Origin of the sequence: Bradyrhizobium sp. CCGUVB23 (assembly GCF_024199885.1) — a bacterium.
Classification (GTDB): Bacteria; Pseudomonadota; Alphaproteobacteria; order Rhizobiales; family Xanthobacteraceae; genus Bradyrhizobium.
On the sequence record NZ_JANADQ010000001.1, the window covers coordinates 9,158,077 to 9,181,918 of the forward strand.

Consider the following 23,842-nt stretch of genomic DNA (forward strand, 5'->3'; position numbering starts at 1 on the left):
GCGACCTCTACAGCATGAAACGCGGCCACGGAGCCGCCGAGTTTTGCCAAACCCCATCGCCAGGCCCATGATCCACGGGCGATCAGCATGCTGAAATCGTTCAAGGACATCACTCCTCTCGGATCAGAGCGGCCTGCGTCAGTAACCTCTTTATTAGCTATAAGACGGTTACTCTTGTTGGACGTAACTTGTCAACAACCAACAAAGCGGTTATCTACGGAACAACGTTCACTGTTGGGTGAAGGAATTGGGCAGCGCCCGGAACAGGAGCCTTCGATGAACCAACATCCTCCCGCGATCTTCGTCGGCGATGCGCCCGGTTTGGATTTCCTGAATTCAATCGCCACTCCGGTCGATACGCCCTTCGACTGGATCGATGATGGCGAGGGCCTGCTGAACTGGCTCGAGCAGGCGCAGCTCGTGCCTGCAGATGCGCTTGTCAGCATTCGCTCACAGGCGCTGCCCGGCGAACTGGACAAGGTTGCAGATCAGGCAAGGAGCCTGCGCGAGTGGTTCCGAGGTTTTGTGCGCAAGCACAAGGGCCGTCCCCTGACGGCAAAGACTCTCGCCGAACTCGAGCCGCTCAATCGCCTGCTGGAGCGGGATGATTCCTTCGACCGCATCGTGGCTGCGCCGAAGGGCGCACCGTCGCCTCTCCAGCGGCAGTCGATCCGCCGATGGCGCACGCCCGAAGCTCTTCTCGCTCCCATTGGAGAGGCACTGGCACAATTCGTCTGCGTGGAAGATTTTTCGAACGTGAAGGCCTGCGAAGGACCGGCCTGCACGCTGCTCTTCGCCGACCACACGCGCGGTCATCGGCGACGCTGGTGCAGCATGGCGATCTGCGGCAATCGCGCCAAACAGGCCGCGCACCGTCAGCGGATCAGGGCGCAGTAGGCCGCACGGAGACCGGCGCGCGCCGACTGGGGCTCCGCCTGAGGCATCCACACCTCGGAACCGCGATGGGATCAACTGCCCCCAAAATATGCAAATTATCAATGCATCGCCTAAAAAGATGCATTTTATATTTTCGTCATCTGTGCGACGATGTGGGGGTTTCGTGGCATCCCAGCAAAAGGGGACCCCTAAAATGAAGTTCGCGCTTGCCAGCCTGACCGCCGCCGCGGCCGTCGCGGCAACCCTAGCCCTCGGCCAGCCCGCTCGTGCCGGCGACCTGATCGTCGCAACAGACACGGCCTTCGTTCCGTTCGAGTTCAAGGAGGGCGACAAGTATGTCGGCTTCGACATCGACCTGTGGGCCGCCATCGCCAAGGATATCGGCGTGACCTACACGCTGCAGCCGATGGACTTCAACGGCATCATCCCGGCGCTGCAGACCAAGCAGGTCGACGTCGGGCTGGCCGGCATCACCATCAAGGACGAGCGCAAGAAGGTCATCGACTTTTCGGACGGCTATTACGACAGCGGCTTCCTGCTGATGGTGCCGGTCAACAGCACGATCAAGGGCCCGGAAGACCTTCCCGGCAAGACGCTCGCCGTGAAGACCGGCACGTCGGCGACCGACTACGCCAAGGAGCACTTCAAGGGGACGGAGCTCCGCCTCTTCCCCAACAGCGACAACGCCTATCTCGAAGTCGCGACCGGACGCGCGGACGCCGCCATGCACGACACCCCCAACGTCCTCTACTACATCAAGACCAACGGTCAGGGGAAAGTGAAGACCGTAGGCCCGCAGATGATGGCCCAGCAATATGGCATGGCCTTCCCGAAGGGCAGCGAGCTCATCGCCAAGGTCAACGCCTCGCTGGTCAAGCTGAAGGGCGACGGCACCTACACCGCCATCTACAAGAAGTGGTTCGGCGCCGAGCCGCCGAAGAGCTGATCCACGTTCCGTGGCGCGCGCCGGCCTAGCCGGCGCGCCTTCCCGAGAGGAAAGCTCTCATGGATTTCGAGTGGTCGGTTATCTGGCAGGCCCTGCCTGAGCTCTTGAAAGGTGCCCGCCTCACCGTGCTGATCGCGCTGGCCGGGCTCGCCGGTGGCCTAGTGATCGGCTTCGCGGCCGGCCTGGCGCGCGCCTACGGCAATGCCGTCCTCAACGCCATAGCCTTCGCCTATGTCGAGCTCATACGCGGCACGCCGATCATCGTGCAGGTGATGTTCATCTATTTCGCGTTGCCGATCCTCGCGAATGTCCGCATTTACCCGCTCGCGGCGGCAATCATGGCCATCATCGTCAACGCCGGAGCCTATATCGCCGAGATCGTGCGCGGCTCGTTTCTCTCCGTCCATAAAGGATTGCGGGAAGCCGGTCTGGCGCTCGGCCTGCCGCTCTGGAAGGTGCTTCTCTACATCATCGGCCCGCTCGCCTTCCGCCGCATGATTCCGGCGCTCGGCAACCAGTTCATCGTCAGCCTGAAGGATACGTCGCTCTTCATCGTCATCGGTGTCGGCGAACTCACGCGGCAAGGCCAGGAAATCATGGCGGCCAACTTTCGCGCCGTCGAAATCTGGTCCGCCGTGGCGATGTTCTACCTGATCATGACCGGCGCGCTCACGCTTATCCTCAGGATGACCGAAAAGAGGATGCGCATCCTGTGAGCATCGTGGAGTTCAAGAAAGTCACCAAGCGGTTCGGCCAGGTCACGATCCTCAACGAGGTCGACCTGTCGATAGAGCCTGGCGAGAAGGTCGTGCTGATCGGTCCCTCCGGTTCCGGCAAGTCGACGCTGCTCCGCTGCATCAACGCGCTGGAGGAGATCAATGGCGGTGATCTCGTCGTCGACGGCATCAGCGTCAAGGCCGGCGGCCGCATGGTCCGCTTGATCCGCCAGGAAGCCGGCATGGTCTTCCAGCAATTCAACCTGTTTCCGCAAATGACGGCGCTCGAGAACGTCGCCTTTGGCCCGCGCCGCGTGCGCGGCGAGTCACGGCAGAATGCGCAAAAGCTGGCGCTGGAAATGCTCGCCAAGGTCGGCCTCGCCGACCGGGCTCACCACTATCCGAGCGAGCTTTCCGGCGGCCAGCAGCAACGTGTCGCGATCGCCCGCGCGCTTGCCGTCAAGCCGAAGCTGATGCTGTTCGACGAGCCCACGTCCGCACTCGATCCAGAACTGAGGCATGAAGTGCTGCGCGTCATGCAGGCGCTGGCCGAGGAAGGCATGACCATGATCGTGGTCACCCACGAGATGGCCTTCGCCCGCAAGGTCGGCACCAGGCTGATCTTCATGGAAGGTGGCAAGATCGCAGTCGACGGCGAGCCACGGGAGCTGCTGGCCAATCCGCAAAATCCTCGCTTGAAAGAGTTTCTGCAACATGTCGTCTGACGCCGGCCGCCGGCTTTCCTTCATCGATGTCGCAGGTTCACCATTTGATGTCGGAGCAGCTCTCGGGCGCTTCGGCCGAGCGGCCCTGCAGGACCATTTCCGTACCTCTGCTGCGTGGCGCGAACTCAGCACGCACCGCGGCAATCCCTTGATCGGCGAGATGGCGTCCATCGTTCGGGAACGGTTTCCAAGATACTGGGCTGAGCTGCAGGGCCTCGCTGTCGGGCTGGCGCTGCCTTTCGACGACGTTTTCCTGTGGAACTGCCGCGGCGATATCTGGGCGATGGCGCCGGATGGCTGCACGACCGTGCAATTGCCCGGCTCTCCCCATGTGATCGGCCACAACGAGGATGGCGATCCCGACTTTGCCGGCCACTGCGCCCTCGCCCATCTTGCATCCGAAGGAGGCACACCGTTCACCGCCTTTGTGTACCCAGGCTCGCTGCCGGGACACACATTTGCGGCCACGTCGAAGGGAGTGGTCCAGACCGTCAACAACATCAGGCCGCTGGCCGGCGGCGCCGGCACGCCGCGCATGGTGCTCGCCCGTGCGATCCTCGACGCACCTGATATCGACGGGGCGCTCACCGTGCTCAAATCCACGCCGCGCGCCGGCGCATTTCACCTGACTCTGGCGCAGGCCGGGGACGAGCGGCTTCTCAGCGTCGAGTTCACCGCCCGGGCCCTGTCGGTCGATCGGGTCGAGGCGCCGCGTGTCCATTCGAATCATCTGATCCATGCCGACACCGGGCGCATGTCGCAGATCGTCACCGGTTCTTCCGGCGTGCGACAACGGCGCGGCGAGATGCTGCTCGACCAAACGCACCAGTCGGAGCCGCAAGGCCGCGCGCTCGGCATATTGTGGGACGCAGCCGACGCGGAATTGCCGATCTACCGCACAGACCCGGCCGATAGCGACGTCGAGAACACGCTCGCAAGCGCCGTCTTCCGTGTCGGGGCTGACAAGGTCGAGTGGTCTGTCTACGATGGATCGCACGAAGCAGTTCGCTTCGATATGCGGGATGGGCTGGTGCCCTTCGCGGCGTGAACAGGATCAGGGCGATGCCAGAGGAAGCCGTCGCGGAGCCGCCGCGCACCATCGAGGATCTCAGGGCACTCGCGCTCTCGATCGGCCGTGACGAGGCAGGCTTCTCGCTCGGCGCCAAAGCGCATGATGTATTCGCAAAGCTGGTGGAAGCGCCGGAACAGTCGGCGGTACGCTCGATCTCGGAGCTTGCCGATCAGTTCGGCATCAATCCGTCGACGCTGACCCGACTGGCGAAGCGTCTCGGCTTCGAAGGCTTCAGCGATTTCCAGGCGGTCTTCCGCAAGGCCATCGCGAACGAGCAGCAATATTTTTATAGTCGCCAGGCCGGCCGGCTCATGGCCACGCCGTCCGTCGGCAATGCCGAAGTCGAGGCGTTCGCGCAGCTGGCGCGGGAAACGGCAGCGAATGTCGACGGATTCCTCGGACAGCTGGACGGAGCCGCTCTGCAAGGGGCTGTGAGGCTCCTGGCAAGCGCCCGCCGCATTCGCGTTCATGGCGTTCGCCAATTCCATTCGCTGGCGAGCTTTCTCACCTACTGCCTGGGAATGGTGCGCTCGGACGTCGCGCTTCTCGACGCGCCGCGCCTCGGCGTCGCCGAGGCATTGTCACAGCTCGACCCGGGCGACGTCGTCATCGTCGCCAGCTGCGCGCCTTATACGCGCAGCGTCGCGGAGGTCGGCCGGGTCGCGGCTTCGAACGGCCAGACGGTCATCGCGATTACGGATTCCCGGTCGTCACCGCTCGTTCCTCCCGCCAAGCATGCCTTTTTCATCCCCCACGCGAGCAGCTTCTATTCGAACAGCATGGGCGCCTATGTCGTCTTCTGTGAAGCGCTGCTCAACCTTGTTGCGAGGGAATTGGGTGACAAGGCGCTGAACTCCCTGGCGGGTCGCGAGCGGCTGATCGCGGAGATGAACATAGAGGTCGGCTGACCCGTGCGGCGGCCTGCTTATGGCAGCAACGCCACCCGCGCCACGCTGCTTTGGAATCGTCACCGTCGAACACCAGAGATCATGACCATCCGCCCGATCGTCCGCTATCCCGACCGCCGGCTTGCGATCCCGGCACGGCCCGTGACCGTGTTCGACGACGCGTTGCGAGAACTTGCACAGGATCTGCTCGAGACGATGCGCGCCGCGCCCGGCATCGGCATCACGGCCCCGCATATCGGCATCCCCTTGCGCGTCGTGGTGCTCGAGCTGGACGCAAAGGACGGCGCGCGGACCTACGTCAATCCGCAGATCGAATGGGCCTCGCCCGAGATGATCCTGCACCGCGAAGGCAGCGTCTCGATGCCCGGCGTCAACGACGAGGTCCAGCGCCACGCGCGCGTGCGGATCAGCTATCAGGATGTCGACGGCAACATGCAGACCGAGGAGTCGGAGGCCTTGCGCGCCGTCTGCCACCAGCACGAGATCGATCAGCTGGATGGGATGTTCTGGATTCAGCGGCTGTCGCGGCTGAAGCGGGAGCGGCTGATCAAGCGGTTTGAGAAGATGTTGCGGGGTTGAACAATCGAGTGAAATGACCGGCAAACTGCCAACCTGTAGTCAGAGCCATCAAGCGCGCGGTGGCAGATCGTCCGCAACCATCGGCGCTGCCATCAGCAGACGCCCGAAGCTCGGAACTCGCGACAGCCGCAGCCACTCGTCATAGCCCAACAATACGGCCTGTCTCTTGCCGCGCCGCGTAATCGCCACGATGCCGCCTTGCGCCGCCTCGTCCACCAAGGCGGACAATCTGGTCTTTGCATCGCGCAGCTTGATCTCTCGCATCCTAGCACCTGATTTGATTGGAGCGACATAGACAGAAGCGTAACTCTTAGGTTGGGCAGACCGCAGCGATACCCATCAACTCCCCACCGCAATCACGATGGGTTTCGCTGCGCTCTACCCATCCTACGCGCTGGATTCAGCGGTTGTCGCGGCTGAAGCGGGAGAGGTTGGTGAAGAGGTTTGAGAAGATGTCGCGGGGGTGAAGACCTCAGCGGGCAGGCAGGGTTACGAACCTTGTCGGCTATCCGACATCTCGATCGTCTTGCTGGGGTCGCAATCCACCCCGCAAGCTAGCGACCAAATCCAGTAACAGAGTCTTCTCCGCAAGCAGATTAGGCATACTCTTCATAAAGAAGCTGTTTTCACTCCCATACCTCGAATAATCCTGCTCTTTGGACAGTATGATCCATTCAACGACTTCAAGGCCGGCGAGAGCGTATCCTATTTGATACCGCAATTTCGGAAGCCGACTGAAGCTGGTACTGCGGACTCGACTCCATCTCATTCCCTCCAGTTCATATATCTTCCCGTCGCCGTTCTCTTGAAGTGCATCTGAACTCGGATGAAAGCCTTCCTTCAGATGTTGGCGACGCATGGGCTGAGCGATTATTTTTGCAGCTGGCAGACGCGTCACTCGTGACCCGAAGCCGGAAGCAAACACTCCAGTCCCATTTACAAAGGTCGGCTTTCCATCTTTCGGAACTCCAAATCCGAGGCCAAAAGCCTTTGACAGGAGATAGTTGTTGCTGGCGTACACAATTACGAGATCTTTTATTCGCAGCGCGATCGCACTTGGCGTCGTCAAAAACCCTTCATTCAAGCATTCCCAAAGATCAAGAGACGAAGTCGTATCGGAGATCCGGAAGAAAAGCGCTAGCCGATCGAATGCACCGGTCCTCACATTTGGGAAAGAGAGATTGTCATATCCAAGTCGCGTTCTGTGCCCTTGAAGGGCAATCCCCATGTGAGCAGTGGATGACTTCACTTTATCTAGCCAGTCGAACACGGCATCAACCTGGCTCCACGTCAGTGTTTTTCCCTCAACAATAGCTTTGAGCGAATTGATGGTTGGGTTTTCGATTCGTCTTCCGAACTCAGTATTGCATTTGCGATGAGCGTCTAAACAAAGCTGCCTCCAAGTGGACTCCTTGCTTCCTACCACAAAAGACCTCGCGGACTTTCCCCCAACATCGCCGGCAAATCGATGGAGCCACTGAGGCAAAGGATGCTCTAGCGTAGAATCTCCGTCGGCAATTACGCCTCCGCACAAAACACAAGTTACTAACCGCGTGCTTTGTATATTCGGGCTGTCTTGCACATTCAGCCGACCACCTGCCCGAAACCGGCGCGGTATGAATGGAGCATCAACGCCGGCGGGCAAGGCCACTTCAACAAGCGGCTCGACACCAACTATTCCATCGCCACCAGCACTCATGAATCACGCCGCCGATGAATGCCGATTTCGCATCACATGATTTTCTGGCGGAGCGCGCAGGATAGGTGGAGCGAAGCGATACACGTCAATTCCTGACCGCAATCGCGATGGGTTTCGCTGCGCTCTACCCATCCTCCGCCCTGCCCTTGCGGCCCGCGACTCCGGTCGCGCAACCAAAGAAATACTTTGAGAACTCTACCTCGAGACCGTGGTCACGCAACATGCCTGCCACTTGGGCCGCAGTGCCGAAGTTGGTGCTGTAGGTGCCGATCATCGCAAAATCCTGCGCGCCGCGAAGGAAGATGCGCTCGATAAGCGGCAAAACCACCTTGAGATGGAGCAGGTACAGCGGCCGAAGCCACCATCCCTTGGGATCGGAAGCCTCTATCATGGAGAAGACGCCGCCGGGTTTGAGCACGCGTGCAATCAAGGCCGCCAGCCGGGCATGCTGCTCGGCATTGAATGTCTTCAGCCCGAAGGTGGAGATGACGAAGTCTGCGCTCTCCGACGGCAGATCGCTTGCCAGCACGTCGTCCTCGATGAATTCAATGCGGTGGGCACGGTGGGCGTGAAGCCGCTCCATGGCGCGACGGTGCATGCCGGAAGAAATATCCACGGCCGTGATCGCGCCGAGATCGTCGAAGCGCTTCAACAAATGCGGCCAGACCTCGCCGGTCCCCGCCATCAGATCATAGCCGCGGGCGCCGCCAGTCGTTGGCGCAGGCATTGCCGCCACGCATTGTTCGCGCCAGCGCTCAGTGAAGCCGAACGAGCAGATCAGGCTGAATGTAATGTAGCGATCAGAGCAACGATCAAACACGCCCTTGACGAAGCTCGGATCGTAGATGTCGCTGCCCATCTCGGCCGCCTGCACCCTACTCCCACTCAAACATATCGGACGACGTTTCGTCGTTGATTTGCATGCATAAATTTTGACGCCTGACGGACAAATGCCGACGGTATACCTGCCGCAATTTTTTGGTCTTGAATTCACAGAAAAAATTGCTCCTCGCGAAGCACTGGCAATTCCGCTACTATCGGAGTCTATCGACAGGATGGCGCGCCGCGCGCGTAATCAAGACTGACGCAGCTCGCACTGTCCGATGCCGTCAGAGATCAGGAACACACCTTCGGTCGCGGCGCCGTTCCCCCTGGTGCGCGCCGGCCATACAGTTCGCATCGCATTCAAAATGCCGCCCTCTCAGTCAGTTCGCTTCGTGACCCGAAGCCACCGTTAACGAAAGAGCGGAGCGTGTTCGCTCCGCCGGGCAATTCAGACCTTGACTCGTTCCGCGATGAGAAGCGCGTCGTCCACGTCGCTACCTAAATATCGAGTGGTACTCCCAATTTCTATGTTGCCGAACAAGAGCTCGGCATTAACCACCGCTGACGGTTCCAGCCTGAGCGAAATCGCTTCGAAGTTTCTTAAATTTTGCTGGGTACCTCTTCCAGGCATGGTGACCTGGGGGAGGACATGAGTAAGCGGGCCAAACGTGGAAAGGCAGAGACGCACGTACTACCAATGGTCGCGAGAGTTGCAATTGGCGCCGTGGCCGTCGCCGCGCTGGGGTACAGTTTGCTGTCTCGCCCGGCGAGCGTGCAACCGATACGGAAGCCGTCCGCGCCCCAGGCCATGGCATCGTCAACTCCAGTTTACGTGTCAACTCCAGTTCATGCATCAGCTCCGGCTCCGATTCTGGCCCCGGCGCCTCTGGCCGAACCGCCGAAAGCCGCTGATGGTCCCGGAGCATTTGTCCGGCAGGTGGTTGACTACGCCAGCCATCAGGCGCCGGGCACCGTGATCATCGATACCAAAAACACATTCCTTTATTTCGTTCTGAACGACGCGCAGGCGATGCGCTACGGCATCGGTGTCGGCCGCGAAGGTTTCACATGGTCCGGTGAGCAGACTGTGGCCCGTAAAGCAGAATGGCCGGATTGGCATCCGCCTGCGGAGATGGTCTCGCGTCAGCCTTATCTGCCGCGGTTTATGGCAGGTGGCCCCGGCAACCCGCTCGGCGCTCGGGCGATGTATCTAGGCGAGACCGAATATAGAATTCACGGCACCAACAAGCCCGATACGATCGGGAAGCGGGTTTCGTCCGGCTGTATCCGGCTGATCAATGAGGACGTCGTGGACCTTTATGAGCGGGTGAAAGTCGGAGCGAAAGTGATCGTGCTTCCGGCAACCGCTGTCCGTCGACCATCCCAGGGAGGAGCGCCGCCCGACGCCGCTTTCCGATCGCCGGACCCGGCATCGGCGTCGAACCGGCCCTCGGCAACTAACGCGCAGATGCTGTCATCTGGACCGAAGATCGCCGAGGTCCAGTAACTCAGTCCTCCGTCCCTCGGTCTGCAACTGAGGACAAGGAGGCAATTCAAGTCGTCGCTTTGGACATGCCAACCGGTTCTGAAGATGTCCGTTAATCGGGGTATACCCGAAGTGGCCGGGCCACGGTCAAAGAGACGCGACTAACCCTGAGCGGTCATTCGGCACGCGGCTCGTTCGATCATCCATCCGAACAGCATGTGAAGCGCTCAATCGGCCGGATCGCGCGCAATGGGCGTATCGACGAAGACGCGGTACTGCTGCGACTTGGGCTTCGCCTTGTCATCCTCGTTGACGTATTCGATCGAGCTCTTTCCGAGGAGCGTGCGCGGCAGGATCAACACGCGGATGAAGCGGCTCGGCCGATCGGCAGCCGCCTGGGCGAATACCGGGGCCGTGCCGGACTCATACCAGGCGCCGCCCGGGCCATACGAGGTAGAGCGGCCGTCGGTGTCGATGCGGATGCCGCCCTCGATCAGGCAGCGGATACCGGGTCCCTGGTGGCGGTGCAGGTAGGCGCAGCCGCCGGGCGGGAAGGCGACGCTGTCGCCGCGCATCAGCAGCTCGCCTGCCCGCAGGGTATCGAGCCGCGTCGCGAGCTTGAGTTGCGAGCGGATGCCGACAGCGAGCAGCGGGGCATCGCCGGCGCCCTCCGGTGCGAGCTCGAAGCGCCAGACGGTGACTCCGCCGACTCCCGGCGCGAGCATCGCGTTGGCCTCGCCGTGCCAAGCCTCGCCGTCGCTCACCGCGCTGCCGCCGATGGTCGCCACGCCGTGCACGACGAAGATCGTGCGCGGCACCGGCGGCAGCTCCACCGCCTCGGCCAAGTTGGACAGCGTATCCTCGTAGAGCCGCAGCACCGGGGCCATGACCGTCTCGATTGCATATTGAAGCATGACCGTACTCCGGCCAGCCGTGGAGGCAAGAAGCAAACGAGCCAATTCAGCCTGAGTTCTATGTGTGCGGCGCCTGGCGAAGGGCGCGGTAGGCCTCGTATCGATCATCCAAGAAACTCGGCGACGATCCCACGAGCAACACGATCCGGCAGATCATGGCACCGTCTGACGAATACCAGTCTGCGCCGATCTGGCAATTTGCAGCCGGACGCGTTTTCGGCGTGACCAGTTTTGGTGCCGAAATGGCGCGCACGAAGAGATTAGAACTCCTGACTTCCAACGCAGTGACGGCTGCGTCATGCCGCTAGAGGGGATGTCGCCTATTGGGCCCATCGCGACACTTCGGTGCGAAGAGGAATTAATCGCGACCGGGGCATTGCGGACGTCGATCAACGCGCCCTCGTGTGTAGAACGTAGTCTCCGCAGCTGCCGCAGAATTTGAACTTCAGCACTTGAAGCCGATGCAGGGGGCGACCACAAAGGGGCCCCTGGGGAGCAAATAGGGGCCCGTAAGATGCCCGAGGTGCCCACCGCCTGCTCATGGGATGCACCTGGGCGAGGCAGCAATGGGATGATGTGTTCTGGTATGAGCTGGAATAGCCCGATGACGCGTTGGGCTGGCTCTACGGCTCCCTCGAATGACCGCTACGGGTTGTCGTGGACCTAACGTTCAGTAAAACGTGTTACTAAACATAGCGCTGCGCGCTGGGGCGGTGCGCTGTTGCTATCAGACGAATTTCCTGGAAGCCGTGGTCGCCTTGAACGTTCGTTGCCGTGAGGAGAGCGAACTAGTCCGCCCGCACATAGATCAAGATCACTGTCGCTAATCTGTCCATTATCTAGAGGTTGGAGGAAATTCCGAGCGGCTCCTCATTTTTTCGCGCCGCTGCTTCGCAACGATCGAATCGCACCAAGCTTTGGTGATGTACTGCGGCGAGTGTCAGTACGCGCGCCAACATCAACAATTTTCATCGGTCTCGAAGAAAGCCACTTGACGCCCTTTCGAATTTAGTATTTTGTTTATTGAAACAAAAAAACTAAACACGTTCGTCGAAACGATGCTTGGGTAGACCGTCCGGACCCGTTTCCGGAGCGGCCCGTCTAAGAAACCCAGGAGGAGACAACAATGCCCCACTGCTCCGAGAGTTTTGGTTCTGGCAGAACCGTCCGATGCGCAGTTTGTGATGGCAAGTTTGGTCTCGTCCGGTACTACTCGTGGCAAACCCCCCTTTGTTCCAAGAAGTGCGTCGATCGCTTCAGAACTCGCCGGGCAAGTGACTGCAATTGGCTGGGCGGGCTCCAAATCGCCTTATGCCGGGCGCGAGGCTTCACAATGTTGTCCCGTGGCCATTAGCGAGGGTGTTTCCGTCGAGCTTCTCCAACAGTGCCGTAGCGACCTTGCTCCGTGTTCAGCTTGCGGGATGATGATCGTCGTACACAGGTCGCATCGGGGCACCAAATTCCAGACCTTGGCGAGGTCAGCCGAAAGCTGGTCGCGTTCTTTCGCGGCTGACGTGCCCGCCTGATGGGCGCCTATGGGTCGGATGCTTAGTAGGCTCACTGAGCGCTACGCGATATTGGACACGCTCTTTGGGGACCATACCGGCCGCATGGCGAACACCGGGGCAGCAATCTATCTTTTGAAATTGCTTCCGCTTCGGCAGCATAGCGGACTTCATCGGAATTTCCGCCGTCTAGCTCAGTCGCGAATGCCCCAAAGGCGACCTCGGCTGGCTGACCGGTTCGCCTCACGATGCACATCTCCTTTGCCGAAGCTCAGGCTCCCCATTGAGGGCAGAGGTTGTTTAGTCTAGTCGTCACCAGGCGAATGTCCGTGCCGGTTTGACCCGCGTCGGCCTTTCAGCGATGCGCCACTAGCGCCCGCCGCGGCGATCGACCAGAACAGCGTTTAGAAGCATTGCCGTCAGGCCGCCATCTCAAGCGTGCCCAGCATGGGCGATCGAATGGGTTCAGGTCATCGGGCCTAAGCCACCTTTGCGATTACAAACCTTCTGCTTGGCGTTCGAGCATTAATCGAGGTCCCTTCCCCGCTACGAGTATCTGACGCGGACGTAGGAACCCGGTGCGTTCTCGATAATCGGCAGCCCACCGCTGCCGGGTTCGCGAGCCGGAACGCGGCCTTCGTCAAATAACGTGACCCATTCCTCCCAAAGCGACCACCACGACCCTTGACGAGGCGCAGCATCGGCAAACCATTCGTCCGGAGTGGGCGGCAAATTGTCGTTCACCCAGTGGCCGTATTTGGTGCCTGGTGGGCTGATAACGCCAGCCATATGGCCCGCATCGGATAAAACGAACTTAACCGGCCCCGAGTACAAGCGTGTCGCCGCATAGGTCGATTTCCACGGTGCGATGTGGTCTTCGCGCGTAGCCAGAATAAAACTCGGAGTCCTTACTTTCGACAGATCTATCGGTGTATCCGCCAGCGTGATACCGTCGGGTTTTGCCAGTAGATTATCGTGATACATCTTACGCAAGTAGAATGAATGCATCGCCGCGGGCATGCGCGTCGAATCGGAGTTCCAAAACAAAAGGTCAACGGGCACTTGCTCTTTGCCGAGCAGATAATTGCTGACGACAAACGACCAGATCAGGTCATTGGCGCGCAACATATTGAACGTCGTCGCCATGTGATGCGCTTCCAGATATCCACGCTCGAGCATCCGTCTTTCGAGAGATGCCAATTGCTCTTCGTCTATGAAGACAGCCATATCTCCAACTTCGGTAAAATCGACAAGCGTCGCGAAATAGGTGGCGCTTGTAATCCGGTCCTCGCCCTTCGCGGCCAAATAGGCCAGCGTTGAGGCAAGCAATGTTCCGCCGAGGCAATAGCCAATCGCGTTGACGCTATGCTCTCCGGTCGCACGCTCGATAGCGTCGAGGGCCGCCAAGGGACCCTGGAGCATGTAGTTTTCAAAGCCTTTGTCAGCGAGCTTCTCGTCGGGATTTACCCAGGAGATGACGAGGACAGTATGTCCCTGATCGACGGCCCATTTTATGAAAGAGTTCTTCGGCTGCAGATCGAGAACATAGAACTTGTTGATCCATGGGGGCACGATGAGGAGTGGCCGCCTGCGAACTTCTTTTGTCGACGGAGCATATTGGATTAATTGCATGAGCTCGTTTTGGTAGACGATTTTTCCGTGAGTCGTTGCGATGTTTTCGCCGAGGCGGAAAGCCTTCATGTCGGTCATCGTAATCGCAAGACGGCCATTGCCACGCTCCAGATCGGAAAGAAGGTTCTCCAAACCACGCAGTAGGTTCTGTCCGCCTGATGCCAGCGTTGCGTTGAGGACCTCTGGATTGGTGGCGACGAAATTGGAAGGCGACAAGGCATCAATGAACTGGCGGGCATAGAAGTCGACCTTGCGAGCAGCGGCCTCGTCCATGCCTTTGACTTCGCGGATTGCAGAAAGAACCGACGCTGCCGCAATGAGATAACTGTCTTTCACAAAATTAAAGACAGCATTCTCGCTCCACTCCGGATGCTTGAACCGCTTATCTTTTGGGATATCGGCCTCGCGTGCACGCAGCATGAGCATGCGTTCCGCGGTTTTCTGCCAGATGCCTAGCATGTTGTGGAACAGGGCGATCTGGGCGCTGGCGACTACCACCGGATCGGACATCATCCTCGTCATCAGCTCGAAAAACTCAAAACCGAGCGGTGACCTTTCGCCCATGCCGAACCTGATCGCGTCCGGCTCATGAGACACGAAGTGCCGCATCAGTATTTGGCTTTGTTTTGAGATGTTATGCAGCTGCGCTGCAAGGGCAATCGGATCCCAGATGGGCTGCACCCGGTTGTCGGCCATAGGTCTCTCCATGCTGAAAGGCCGCACCAGCGCCGCTCAGTCACTTCGAAAAACAATAAATACGGTACCAGGGAAACACTAACTCGATACCAGATGTTCGGTTTCTAATAAGTAGAGGTAAACCTTTGGCGATGCTTTTGATCAGAAGGCACGGCGGAGGTAACCCGCCTGGATCGTCTCAAATGGGAGGCGAGCGGAGCTTCCGCCGCTATACGGCGGACGTCGCGTCAACTGGGGTCGCGTCGCAGGCATTTACGACAAGTTCGACGGCGAGTTCACGTCGCGCTCGCAGTCCTACTGCCAGCACAGGGCCCGTGCTTTATCAATGGTGAGACGTCTGTTATTGGGCCCGTATGGGACATGCCAACCGGACGGAAACTGTCCGCTTGTCGAGGTAAACGGGAAGTGGCTCGCCTGCGGTCAAAATGGCGTCTTGACCCCAATGTATGGTCCGGCCGCGCGTTGCAAGAGGTTTTCGTCGATCTGGTGGTAAGCGGTCTTGCATCAATGTATCCGGTCTCTAGTTGGAGCTGTTTTGCTCCGGACCATCATGGATATCAGCGCGCGTGCGTTCTCATTACCGGACAGGCCTCGAACGGGCCATTCGGGTCACCAGTGTTCGCATGCGCCGGGAAGACCGAACCTCCATCTCGTCTCATCCTCTCGCAGACCTCGCTGGAACTGTTGATCGGATTACGTCATCGCTTGCTCCTCATATCCCGCTGTTCCTTTGTTCGTGCCCGGCGGTCGTTCCTTCGTCCCGGCCTGCGCGCGCAGACGCGCCGCGCGCCAGGGGCCGTCAAGGCCGGCCGTCGTGCTGTCCTGACGTCTTGCTCTCCTGCTGCCAGGCTGCGCCTTGACGGCCCCTGGCGCGCGGCGCGAGGATCAAGCAGGTCGGGACCCCGTCTCCGCCGTCTTGACGCACGCGAAGGCGCGTCCCTTATTGAGGACCGCCCAGGCGATCCGGGCGAGCTTGTTGGCGAGCGCAATCGCCAGCACGTTGTGGTGCAATCGCTTCTTGGCGGCTTCGATCCAAGATTTGAGGCCATAGCGCTCCCAACACTTGACCTTGACCAGCACAACCCATGCGGCTTGCACAAACAGCGCGCGTAGGTAGCGATTGCCGCGCCTTGATATCTTGCCGAGGATCGTGCGGTCGCCGGTCGATATCTGCTTCGGCACCAGTCCAAGCCAGGCGCCGAAGTCGCGACCTTTCGAGAACACGTCGCCGGTGCCGATCGCGGCCACCATTGCGCTTGAGATAAGCGGGCCAATGCCGGGCACCGTCATCAGCCTCTCGCAGGCCTTATCTTGACGGGCCAGCGTTTCGATCTCGCCAGATAGCTCCTCGATACGCGCATCCAGCCGGCGCCAGTCGCCCGCCAGCCCCTCGATGATCCGCAACATGCGAGGCGAGAGCACATCGGTGCGTGTCGCCAAGATACCTGGCAACTCGAACCGCAGGGAATGCAGGCCTTGCCGCACGGCGATGCCCCGCTCCAGCAGGAACGCACGGATCTGATTGATGACGCCGGTACGCTGACCGACCAATCGATCGCGGACGCGGTGCAGTGCCTGAAGGTCGAGTTGATCGGCGGTCTTGGTCGCGACGAACTTCATGGTCGGGCGTTGGACAGCCTCGGCGATGGCTTCCGCATCTCGGAAGTCATTCTTCTGTCCCTTCGAATACGGGCGCACGTATTTCGCCGGCATCAGGCGGGCGTCGTGGCCAAGCCTTTGGAGCTTGCGACTGAGATGATGGGCGCCGACGCAGGCCTCCATGCCGATCACGCAAGGCGGTATATTGGCGAGCCGCGCTTCTACTTGGCCACGCGACCACTTTTGCCGCAGCACGATGGCGCCGCGCGCATCGTGGCCGACGACGTGGAACGAGTTCTTGCCGATATCGATGCCGATCACGGCGGTCGCGGTATTGGGTGTCTGAGACATGGCGTGCTCCTTGTCTTGAGCGCCCCTTGCCAGCTTCTCGTGCTGGCAGGGCCGGAGCACGGCCGGACCATTCCATTACCGGACGTTGGGCGCCCCAAGACGGGAACTGTGGAATCCTCCGTCAACGCGATGGGACGGTTCAATGAAAGCGGCTGCCCCTCGAACGGCATTTGCTGCGCGTCCTCGTGTCCTCGCCGGGCTGCGGCACAGCACAAGATGGCCTGGCGTCCCACCTCTTAGGCGCTACTCGGCCCGCGCCGACGACGCGCTGATCTGGGACCAGCGAGATGGCTGGGGCGGCGCGATTCCCGAGTATCTTGATTTGTTCAACACGCAAGCGCCGACAGGTCACTGATCGCAATAGCGCCAGCGAGCTCGAGAACGTGAAGTGGCGCAAGCCTGTCGCCATGCTGGTCAACGGTGGAACCCGCAGCGGCAAGGAGATCCTTGCCTATGGCTTCAAGAAATATGGGCTTGGCGAGGTCATCGGTAGCCGGACCGAGGGAGCTGTCCTCGCTGCGACGGCATTTCTCATTGACGGCGGCTTGCTGTTGCTCGCGGTCGGGCACGTGCAGGTCGACGGCGAGCGGCTGGAAGGCGATGGCGTCGCCCCCACGATCGAGGTCCAAGCTGACCCGGCCTCTATGGGTCTAGTGATCCTCAACTCAATCGTGCAATCGCAGTCCTATCCGTGGCCTGATCCTCGGGAGGCAACCCTGCCAGCTCTGCCCCTGATCCGCGAGGACCGGACGCCACAAGTGAAATGCTGCGTTTCTTGCTAGAGCATTTCGCTCCCACGGCAGCCAGGCAAGAGTTAGTCCGCTCATGGCCGATTCCGTTGAAAAAAGGCGGCAGTAGTCCTGATGTATTGGCGCCAGCGCCGATGGGGCCCAACGGCCGTTATGCGGGTTTGAGGGATTGCGTCGGGATCAGCTTGGCCATCTTGCGAAGGTTCTGGGCGGTGGCTGCGAGGGTGAACTCATCACGAGCACCGTTTGGACCTCGTAAACGTAGACGGTCGAGCTTGAGAATGCGCTTGAGGTGCGCGAACAGCATCTCGATCTTTTTGCGGAGCCGACGCGAGGTACCCACGACCTTGCGATCTGGCGGGCCATGTCGCGAGCGCCCTCATAGATTGAGCGCGGCACCCTCCGTGAGGGCTGCTTGGGGCAACACCGGGACTTCAGTGCGCACCGATCGCAATCGCGCTTGCTGGCCATGTAAAGCATCGTGGCGCCATCGTTCACCAGCGCTCCGGTCGTGGTGAGTACCTTGCCGCCAGGACAGCGATACACGTCACCTGCGTGGTCATAGGTGAAGTCCTCGCGCGAGAATATCCCGTCTGTGCGGACCGACTTGTCGAACACCGTGACGTGTGGCTCGATGCCGTGCTCGTAGACCAACCATCCGAGCATCTCGGCCGAGCCATAGCCGCTGTCGCCGAGGAGCCGGCTCGGATAGAGATCGAACCGGTCGAGCGAGCGCTCAATCATGCGCTTGGCGGCCAACACCTCCGCCTGTCGGATTGCCGTGGTTGCCTCGACATCGACGATGATCGCGTTCTCGACGTCGACCAGGTAATTCGTCGAGTAGGCGAAGAAGGCTTGGCCGCCGTGCGCTCCCGTCCAGCGCGCCGCTGGGTCGGAGGGCGACACGAACTTCGGCGTGACCTCGGTCGCTGCTCCGAAAGCGGCATCGTCGAGGACGGCCAGATACTCATCGATCGCTCGGCCGGCGGCCTCCGGTGGAAGACCCTTGTCGCCTTCGATCCCCTTCTGCCGATTGGCATCGGCCTTGATCAAGCTCGCATCGACCGCAAATCCTTCACCACCGACAAGTCGTTCCTCGATGCAGCGGCGCAAGAGGCTCTCGAACACTCGACGGAAGAGATCGCTCTCCCGGAAGCGACCATGCCTGTTCTTGGAAAAAGTCGAGTGATCCGGCACCGAACCGTCCAGGCCGAGCCGGCAGAACCACCGGTAGGCCAAATTGAGGTGGACCTCATCGCACAGGCGCCGCTCCGATCTGATGCCGCAGCAGTAACCGATCAGGAGCATCCGGATCATGAGCTCCGGATCGATCGAAGGCCGACCGATGCTACTGTAGAAAGGCGCCAGGCCCAGCCGGACCTCTTCGAGGTCGACAAACCTGTCGATCGACCGAAGCAGGTGGTCGGCGGGAATATGCTTCTCGAGCGAGAACTCATAGAACAACGCAGCCTGTTCGACTTGCCGATGCCCCATCATGATCTTCAGTCCTGCCAACTAAGCAGACTGAATCACCGGTATCTCTGAGTCGCAACAGCCGCCTTTTTCAACGGAATCGGCCCCTGTGAGACGTTCCGGGCCGGCCGAATGTTCAGCTTGCGCCCGCCAAGAGCTGCCATATGAGAATGGCCTGCCCGGTTCGCCATACAGGTCATTGCCAAGGTAAGCACGGGTCGGACGAACGATCGTGATCTACCACGCCTGATGTCGAACAACACGCCGGGCAGTGCTAACATGGAGGGCTAATCGCTCGGCATTTTGATTCCGATCTGCACCGCGATCGGAGGAATCTATCGGCCTCAGTCGCAAGCCGTTAGCCTTCAAAGGCGACTAGAGGTTGTAAGTCAATGTTCACCTGAAACACGGGGGTTGAGAATGAAGACGATCTTGGTCCCGATCCAAAACATTGCGCTCATGACGTCCGTACTCGAGGCCGCTGCACGTCTTGCGGAACGTACCGGCGCCTACATCGAAGGCTTTCCGCTCCGGTTCGGCATCCCTCAATATTTAGTCGCAGAATTGGCCACCGGCATCTCTTTGGATTCTTACCATGCGAAGAGCCAAGAAGAATTGGCCGAAATGCACCGTTTGTTCGAAGCGTTCATGCTGAAGCACGATATTCCTCCAGCCACTGCAGGCTCGAGCCGACCATGCTTCGGCTGGTTGGAAACCGCGCCTGAGGGTGAAGACTTCGTTGGAAGTTATGGGCGTGCTTTCGACGTCATTGTGATGCCACGGTCCGACGTTGATGCTGCCGGCCCTCACCGGCGCGCCATTGAGTCCGCACTGTTTGAGAGCGGCAGACCCCTCCTACTGGCGCCACTAGATGCGCCAGAAAGCATCGCGACAAACATTGTGATGCACTGGAACGGTAGTACCGAGCAGGCCCGGGTCAACGCTTTTGCTATGCCGCTTCTTCGTCTGGCAGAAAGGGTAACGGTGCTAACCGTGATTGGCGGACAAGAGGTACCAGGCCCATCTGCCGATCAGATAGTCCGGCAAATGCTGTACAACGACGTTGCGGCCAAGCTAGTGAGCGTTGAACTGGAAGACCGCGACACTGGTGAGGCGGTCCTTGATGCGGCCAGAGCACAAGGCTGCGATCTGCTGATAAAAGGCGCCTTTACCCGCAATAGACTGCGGCAAATGATATTCGGTGGCGCGACCAGCTATATCATGGAGCACGCGGATTTGCCCGTCCTAATGGCGCATTAGAACCGCGCTTATTATTCGCACGCTATGCGGCGCGACTGGGCGTAGAATTGCTTTCTACCTCAGCTTGCCCAACGCAGGAGTGCGGCTTCCTCGCCCTGTCAGCCGCGGCAATTCCTTAGGGCCTTTGGCTTTATCTCTGACCGATAAGAGATCCATCCCTGACTAGGTCCGGTTTGCGCCACGAGCTGCCCTCCACGAGGTCGCATGTTTGACACATCTCCTGGAAGGAGACCCTAGTCCAGTGATGGCCCGATATGCTTTGATGCAAGGAGCCGGAAACGCGCAGGTGGCCTCATGTACATGGTCATTCGAAAGTACACCAAGGTTCGTTCGGTCGCGGATGCTGCTCGCCGCGCGAAAAGTGGCATCGGTCAGATCCTAAGGGAATCGCACGGCTTCAGATCTTATTATGTATTGGACGGGGGCGAAGGCGTCGGCGTTGCTGTGATGATATTCGACGACCGAGAAAGCGCCATCGCGGCGAACGATAGAGTACTGGCATTTGTTCAAGCAAGCTTGCATGACCTTGATCTTGGAGACCCCGAAATTCTCGCCGGGGAAGTTCTGGTGGATATAGAGTCGGATGCGTCATCGTTCGTGAAGGCTCATCCAGCGCGTGAACTCTAGGTCGTCACACAGTCCATGGACGACACGACCGCCACCTCACGCCACGTCGCATCGCGAGAAACCACGGACCTCACCTCGCTTGGGCTCGCAACCGCTGCAGCAGCGGTTCGTACCGTCAACGGTCAGGAAAACCGTGGCTCGTTTTTGGAAGCATGGCTCGCAACGCTCCTCGGGCTACTACGTCCTTGACTGGAGAAGCGGATAGAAAGGACCGCGGAGTAAAGCAAAACGGAGCAATCGTCGCGGAATGCCCCGTCGCTGCCGACAAAGATCGCTTCGGAGATCGCCGGCTACCGCACGACGCTTGGCATTCCGTTGCTTCGACGGTTCAGTTTGGGCCCGACGGGACGCGACCTGCGGCAGTTCGAGCGTTACTCCTTCGCCGGCAGCGTGCGCAGATAGGCGACCACGGCATCAAGATCATCTGGGCTTATCGTGGCGTAGTAGTGGAAGCCCATCGGTGGCTTGAGACGGCTACCGTCGCGGCTGATGCCTTGGGTGATTGCGCGCTTGATTTCGGCGTCTGTCCATTCGCCGATACCCTTGCTTTTGCTCTGGGTGATGTCGCGTGAAACCGAGACGCCCCAGGGGCCGCGGAACTCGTAGCCACCCGCGCCGAGCTTGTCGGCGAACTCGCGCCCTCCCGGTCCCATCGGTGTATGGCACGCCATACAATGCGCGATGGTAGCAAGATAGAAACCCTTCACCACTTTGTCGTTCATCATCGATTCCGTGAACGCCTTTTCGCCCCCGGGCAGGACGGTCTCGATTTGCGCGGTCCTGTAGATCGGATCAGGCACTCTGTTGTTGATTGGTTTGATTGTACGTAAGTATGCGACGACCGCGTCGAGATCATGTTCGGTCATGATGTGGTAGAAGCCGGTCGGCATGATCATGGCGATATGCCGTCCCTTCGGCGTTTCGCCAGTGCGAATGAGCTTCTTGATGTCGGCGTCGCTCCAGTTTCCGATGCCGGTCTCTTTATCTTGCGTGATGTTCGAGGCAGTTACCTTGAACGGCGGCTCGTCAAAGGACGCGCCGCCGGAGAAAGCCTTTTCCAAGATGTCACCATCTGGGCCCTTTGGCGTGTGGCAATTGCCACAGGCTAGAAAACCGTTGACCAAATAATCGCCTCGCTTAACCAGATCGGACTGGGCACGGGCGACACCGAGCGTGGTGGCAATAGCGATGACCGAGGTCATAAAGAGCTTGAGCATACCAAACTTCTCCCAATTGTTTTTCGGCGACTAAATTCAGTTCTTACTATGCGTGCGCAACTTCTGCCCTCGGCCAACCCGCGCCAACTCTAAGGAGAAATCGCCGCATCGGCGCCCTGGGCATTGGGGCAACAGAAGCCAGCTCTAGGGTACCCTCGTAGGAGTTGGGCCTAGAGCCTCGGCGGCCAAAGCGGGCATGCCCCTCCACAGCCGAGACAAAACTCGCAGGCGAGAATGTCAATTTGATCAAACGAGGTAGACCTTCCTGAGTAGGTCAATCACAAGTATTGCTCGCTGTGCATTTGGCGCCAGTTGATCGATCCCTGACTCTCGGTTGATGCTGGGCGTGGGCAGCTACGCGGTTGATTGGGAAAAGAACCAGAGAGCGTGCGAAGTCCGAGTCGGGTCATGAGTGTCGTGTTCTGCAAAAGACGGCTGCCTACCAACTTCCGCTATGCCCCGTTAGCGACCTACTTGGTGTCGCGATGCAATATGTCGCGACGGGCCAATAGGCGACATACCGATGTTATTCAATCGCCTCTCGAGTCCCCCTCACGGTATTAGGTAAGGCCCAACCTGAAAACGTGTACTTTCAGCAGCTCGATAGGTCGCAGACTTCCAATACCCTCAATGATTTTTCCAAAACACAGCTAGAAAACTCACTACTGCCAACGCAGTCATCGATCGCTTTGTTAGTTTGATCTGTCATACAGTTTGAGTATTGGTGTCCGTTGTCTTCCCCGAATTTCTGCCGAAATTTAGCGAGGCAGGATTTGCTCGCTCTTCCAGTCTGCGCGATCCACTTGTTACGATCGATAGGCTCCGCCTGAGCAAGAAGCGTCGACCCAAGCAACACCGCGATGACCAAAGCATATCGCACGTTCTTATCTCCGCCGGTTAAATCGGACGATACATGAAAACGCTGGTACGGTACTCTATTGAGGCGCGCCCTAGACTGCTCCGAACCGCAGCGCACCCATACCCGCCTAGTTTCTCGCGCAGGTGGCCGGAGTCCGTTGTGGGTCAAAATGCGAAGAACTCCAGTGTGAGCAAATCGAGTCCGCTATACCCGCGTGTCCGGACCTCGACGAGGCGCGCGGCCACTTCGCAGAAGGGCCAGAAGCAGCCCTTCCGGCAAGCGTCGTGCGTCCTGTCTGTCGATCGCGCAGAGCGGGGTTCATACGGTCGGCTGCCAAATTCCTTTAACCTGAAAAGCCTCGTCAGGGCCGGGCCAAGGTGGCATTGTGACGCCGATGGCTTCGAGCGCCTCATCGCCGTCGTTTCTGAACTGAAATTGTGTGCCTGTCGGAACGGTGATCGACACTCCGGGGAATACGTCCACAATCTGCCCTTCACCTTCGCTGTTACCAGGGCGGCGCCACATGCGACCTCTTCCGCGTATGAAGTACCAAATCTCCTCGATCGTCTTGTGAGCAACGGCTTTCGATACATTGCGAGGGCCTAATGCGAAGTGTGCCATGCCGCCTCGTGTCATCTCCGGCAGCAACCGAACTTCCGATCCATCGGGCGCTATGTCGTCGTACTTCGAGCCAAGCACTTTGGTAATCTCCATGTTCACCTCACTCGTTGCGGCTACGCCCTCAAGCGTGATCAGCATGTCGAGATCGCTAGTGCTTTCTTTCCGCAACTTAATCAGGGGCTGATACTCAGGTGAATTGTACCAAGCGTCCAGCGATTGCTTATCGGGAAACTCGATGATGACAACGCGCTCCGGCTCCCAATGGCCGCCTTCGGGGAGTTGATGTGCGCTGCCCTTCGTCAGATACCGCCCGCCGTATTTTTCGATCATCGGTCCAACCTTGACCCGGTACTCCTCAAACACAGCGGGCTCGGTGATGATGTGCTCAGCAATCAAGTAAGCCTTCGGCATGACCGCTCTCCCGCATAGCCCGGCCAGAAGCCTATCACGGGATCGGCCGATCGGCAGTGGGGCATTTCTAGGGGT

The 23,842-nt window shown here is 59.5% G+C and carries 19 protein-coding genes and 2 pseudogenes; 12 read left to right on the forward strand and 9 right to left on the reverse strand.

Annotated elements, in window-relative coordinates; genetic code table 11:
- Window positions 1-276 precede the first annotated feature (276 nt).
- The 7 genes from NLN62_RS43035 (at window position 277) to NLN62_RS43065 (ending at window position 5,843) form a co-directional block, all read left to right on the forward strand.
- Complete coding sequence (locus NLN62_RS43035; RefSeq protein ID WP_027522502.1) at window positions 277-897, forward strand: ABATE domain-containing protein; 621 nt, start codon at window positions 277-279, stop codon at window positions 895-897.
- 193 nt (window positions 898-1,090) lie between these two features.
- Window positions 1,091-1,843 (forward strand): glutamine ABC transporter substrate-binding protein GlnH, encoded by a 753-nt coding sequence (gene glnH / locus NLN62_RS43040; protein ID WP_027522501.1) that lies wholly within the window; start codon window positions 1,091-1,093, stop codon window positions 1,841-1,843.
- Window positions 1,844-1,902: 59 nt separating this feature from the next.
- On the forward strand, window positions 1,903-2,559 hold the full coding sequence (gene glnP, locus NLN62_RS43045; RefSeq protein WP_027522500.1) for a glutamine ABC transporter permease GlnP: 657 nt from the start codon (window positions 1,903-1,905) through the stop codon (window positions 2,557-2,559).
- Window positions 2,556-3,284 (forward strand): glutamine ABC transporter ATP-binding protein GlnQ, encoded by a 729-nt coding sequence (glnQ, locus tag NLN62_RS43050; protein ID WP_027522499.1) that lies wholly within the window; start codon window positions 2,556-2,558, stop codon window positions 3,282-3,284. The genes glnP and glnQ overlap by 4 nt, the downstream gene beginning before the upstream one ends.
- Window positions 3,274-4,332, forward strand: coding sequence for a C45 family peptidase (locus NLN62_RS43055; protein WP_027522498.1), 1,059 nt, complete (start codon window positions 3,274-3,276; stop codon window positions 4,330-4,332). The genes glnQ and NLN62_RS43055 overlap by 11 nt, the downstream gene beginning before the upstream one ends.
- Before the next feature lie 14 nt (window positions 4,333-4,346).
- Window positions 4,347-5,264: a MurR/RpiR family transcriptional regulator gene (locus NLN62_RS43060; RefSeq protein ID WP_027522497.1), complete on the forward strand. Its 918-nt coding sequence runs from the start codon at window positions 4,347-4,349 to the stop codon at window positions 5,262-5,264.
- Between the two features lie 81 nt (window positions 5,265-5,345).
- Window positions 5,346-5,843, forward strand: a complete 498-nt coding sequence (locus tag NLN62_RS43065) for a peptide deformylase (protein ID WP_027522496.1) — start codon at window positions 5,346-5,348, stop codon at window positions 5,841-5,843.
- A 48-nt stretch (window positions 5,844-5,891) separates the two neighbouring features.
- Here NLN62_RS43065 and NLN62_RS43070 read toward each other — a convergent pair whose 3' ends face one another.
- Window positions 5,892-6,107, reverse strand: coding sequence for a type II toxin-antitoxin system Phd/YefM family antitoxin (locus NLN62_RS43070; RefSeq protein ID WP_254112707.1), 216 nt, complete (start codon window positions 6,105-6,107; stop codon window positions 5,892-5,894).
- 131 nt (window positions 6,108-6,238) lie between these two features.
- Here NLN62_RS43070 and NLN62_RS43075 point away from each other — a divergent pair.
- Window positions 6,239-6,310: pseudogene (locus NLN62_RS43075) on the forward strand (peptide deformylase); the annotation flags it as partial.
- A 38-nt stretch (window positions 6,311-6,348) separates the two neighbouring features.
- Here NLN62_RS43075 and NLN62_RS43080 read toward each other — a convergent pair.
- Together NLN62_RS43080 and NLN62_RS43085 are read right to left on the reverse strand one after the other, a co-directional pair.
- A complete protein-coding gene (locus NLN62_RS43080; RefSeq protein ID WP_254112709.1) occupies window positions 6,349-7,542 on the reverse strand; it encodes a hypothetical protein in 1,194 nt (397 codons plus the stop codon).
- Between the two features lie 124 nt (window positions 7,543-7,666).
- Window positions 7,667-8,401: a class I SAM-dependent methyltransferase gene (locus tag NLN62_RS43085; RefSeq protein WP_027522493.1), complete on the reverse strand. Its 735-nt coding sequence runs from the start codon at window positions 8,399-8,401 to the stop codon at window positions 7,667-7,669.
- 615 nt (window positions 8,402-9,016) lie between these two features.
- On the opposite strand from NLN62_RS43085, the gene NLN62_RS43090 reads away from it, so the two are divergent.
- Window positions 9,017-9,874, forward strand: a complete 858-nt coding sequence (locus NLN62_RS43090; RefSeq protein WP_254112711.1) for a L,D-transpeptidase — start codon at window positions 9,017-9,019, stop codon at window positions 9,872-9,874.
- Between the two features lie 206 nt (window positions 9,875-10,080).
- Here NLN62_RS43090 and NLN62_RS43095 read toward each other — a convergent pair whose 3' ends face one another.
- The 3 genes from NLN62_RS43095 to NLN62_RS43105 form a co-directional block, all read right to left on the reverse strand.
- Window positions 10,081-10,767, reverse strand: a complete 687-nt coding sequence (locus NLN62_RS43095) for a hypothetical protein (RefSeq protein ID WP_254112713.1) — start codon at window positions 10,765-10,767, stop codon at window positions 10,081-10,083.
- A 2,051-nt stretch (window positions 10,768-12,818) separates the two neighbouring features.
- A complete protein-coding gene (locus NLN62_RS43100) occupies window positions 12,819-14,600 on the reverse strand; it encodes an alpha/beta hydrolase (RefSeq protein ID WP_254112715.1) in 1,782 nt (593 codons plus the stop codon).
- 885 nt (window positions 14,601-15,485) lie between these two features.
- Window positions 15,486-16,550 (reverse strand): IS110 family transposase, encoded by a 1,065-nt coding sequence (locus NLN62_RS43105; protein ID WP_254108005.1) that lies wholly within the window; start codon window positions 16,548-16,550, stop codon window positions 15,486-15,488.
- Between the two features lie 287 nt (window positions 16,551-16,837).
- On the opposite strand from NLN62_RS43105, the gene NLN62_RS43110 reads away from it, so the two are divergent.
- Entirely contained in the window at window positions 16,838-17,332 is a 495-nt protein-coding gene (locus NLN62_RS43110) for a S41 family peptidase (RefSeq protein ID WP_371933082.1), read from the forward strand.
- Window positions 17,333-17,450: 118 nt separating this feature from the next.
- On the opposite strand, the pseudogene NLN62_RS43115 reads toward NLN62_RS43110, so the two are convergent.
- Window positions 17,451-18,796 (reverse strand): annotated as a pseudogene (locus NLN62_RS43115) (transposase).
- 396 nt (window positions 18,797-19,192) lie between these two features.
- Between NLN62_RS43115 and NLN62_RS43120 the strand changes: the two are divergent.
- Window positions 19,193-20,032, forward strand: coding sequence for a universal stress protein (locus tag NLN62_RS43120; RefSeq protein ID WP_254112717.1), 840 nt, complete (start codon window positions 19,193-19,195; stop codon window positions 20,030-20,032).
- Window positions 20,033-20,326: 294 nt separating this feature from the next.
- Window positions 20,327-20,659, forward strand: a complete 333-nt coding sequence (locus NLN62_RS43125; protein ID WP_027522488.1) for a hypothetical protein — start codon at window positions 20,327-20,329, stop codon at window positions 20,657-20,659.
- A 371-nt stretch (window positions 20,660-21,030) separates the two neighbouring features.
- Here NLN62_RS43125 and NLN62_RS43130 read toward each other — a convergent pair whose 3' ends face one another.
- Together NLN62_RS43130 and NLN62_RS43135 are read right to left on the reverse strand one after the other, a co-directional pair.
- The gene (locus NLN62_RS43130; RefSeq protein ID WP_254112719.1) at window positions 21,031-21,876 is read right to left on the reverse strand and encodes a c-type cytochrome; all 846 of its coding nucleotides are present in this window, start codon (window positions 21,874-21,876) and stop codon (window positions 21,031-21,033) included.
- Window positions 21,877-23,053: 1,177 nt separating this feature from the next.
- Complete coding sequence (locus NLN62_RS43135; protein WP_254112721.1) at window positions 23,054-23,767, reverse strand: DUF1330 domain-containing protein; 714 nt, start codon at window positions 23,765-23,767, stop codon at window positions 23,054-23,056.
- Between the last annotated feature and the right edge of the window lie 75 nt (window positions 23,768-23,842).

What these genes read in the sequence shown, in the direction of transcription:
- NLN62_RS43135 (WP_254112721.1), bottom strand. Translation starts at nt 23,767, where the DNA reads ATGCCGAAGGCTTACTTGATTGCTGAGCACATCATCACCGAGCCCGCT.
- NLN62_RS43090 (WP_254112711.1), top strand. Translation starts at nt 9,017, where the DNA reads ATGAGTAAGCGGGCCAAACGTGGAAAGGCAGAGACGCACGTACTACCA.
- NLN62_RS43095 (WP_254112713.1), bottom strand. Translation starts at nt 10,767, where the DNA reads ATGCTTCAATATGCAATCGAGACGGTCATGGCCCCGGTGCTGCGGCTC.
- NLN62_RS43065 (WP_027522496.1), top strand. Translation starts at nt 5,346, where the DNA reads ATGACCATCCGCCCGATCGTCCGCTATCCCGACCGCCGGCTTGCGATC.
- NLN62_RS43105 (WP_254108005.1), bottom strand. Translation starts at nt 16,550, where the DNA reads ATGTCTCAGACACCCAATACCGCGACCGCCGTGATCGGCATCGATATC.
- glnP (WP_027522500.1), top strand. Translation starts at nt 1,903, where the DNA reads ATGGATTTCGAGTGGTCGGTTATCTGGCAGGCCCTGCCTGAGCTCTTG.
- NLN62_RS43120 (WP_254112717.1), top strand. Translation starts at nt 19,193, where the DNA reads ATGAAGACGATCTTGGTCCCGATCCAAAACATTGCGCTCATGACGTCC.
- NLN62_RS43085 (WP_027522493.1), bottom strand. Translation starts at nt 8,401, where the DNA reads ATGGGCAGCGACATCTACGATCCGAGCTTCGTCAAGGGCGTGTTTGAT.
- NLN62_RS43130 (WP_254112719.1), bottom strand. Translation starts at nt 21,876, where the DNA reads ATGCTCAAGCTCTTTATGACCTCGGTCATCGCTATTGCCACCACGCTC.
- glnH (WP_027522501.1), top strand. Translation starts at nt 1,091, where the DNA reads ATGAAGTTCGCGCTTGCCAGCCTGACCGCCGCCGCGGCCGTCGCGGCA.
- NLN62_RS43080 (WP_254112709.1), bottom strand. Translation starts at nt 7,542, where the DNA reads ATGAGTGCTGGTGGCGATGGAATAGTTGGTGTCGAGCCGCTTGTTGAA.
- NLN62_RS43110 (WP_371933082.1), top strand. Translation starts at nt 16,838, where the DNA reads ATGGCTGGGGCGGCGCGATTCCCGAGTATCTTGATTTGTTCAACACGC.
- NLN62_RS43060 (WP_027522497.1), top strand. Translation starts at nt 4,347, where the DNA reads ATGCCAGAGGAAGCCGTCGCGGAGCCGCCGCGCACCATCGAGGATCTC.
- NLN62_RS43125 (WP_027522488.1), top strand. Translation starts at nt 20,327, where the DNA reads ATGTACATGGTCATTCGAAAGTACACCAAGGTTCGTTCGGTCGCGGAT.
- NLN62_RS43100 (WP_254112715.1), bottom strand. Translation starts at nt 14,600, where the DNA reads ATGGCCGACAACCGGGTGCAGCCCATCTGGGATCCGATTGCCCTTGCA.
- NLN62_RS43055 (WP_027522498.1), top strand. Translation starts at nt 3,274, where the DNA reads ATGTCGTCTGACGCCGGCCGCCGGCTTTCCTTCATCGATGTCGCAGGT.
- NLN62_RS43070 (WP_254112707.1), bottom strand. Translation starts at nt 6,107, where the DNA reads ATGCGAGAGATCAAGCTGCGCGATGCAAAGACCAGATTGTCCGCCTTG.
- NLN62_RS43035 (WP_027522502.1), top strand. Translation starts at nt 277, where the DNA reads ATGAACCAACATCCTCCCGCGATCTTCGTCGGCGATGCGCCCGGTTTG.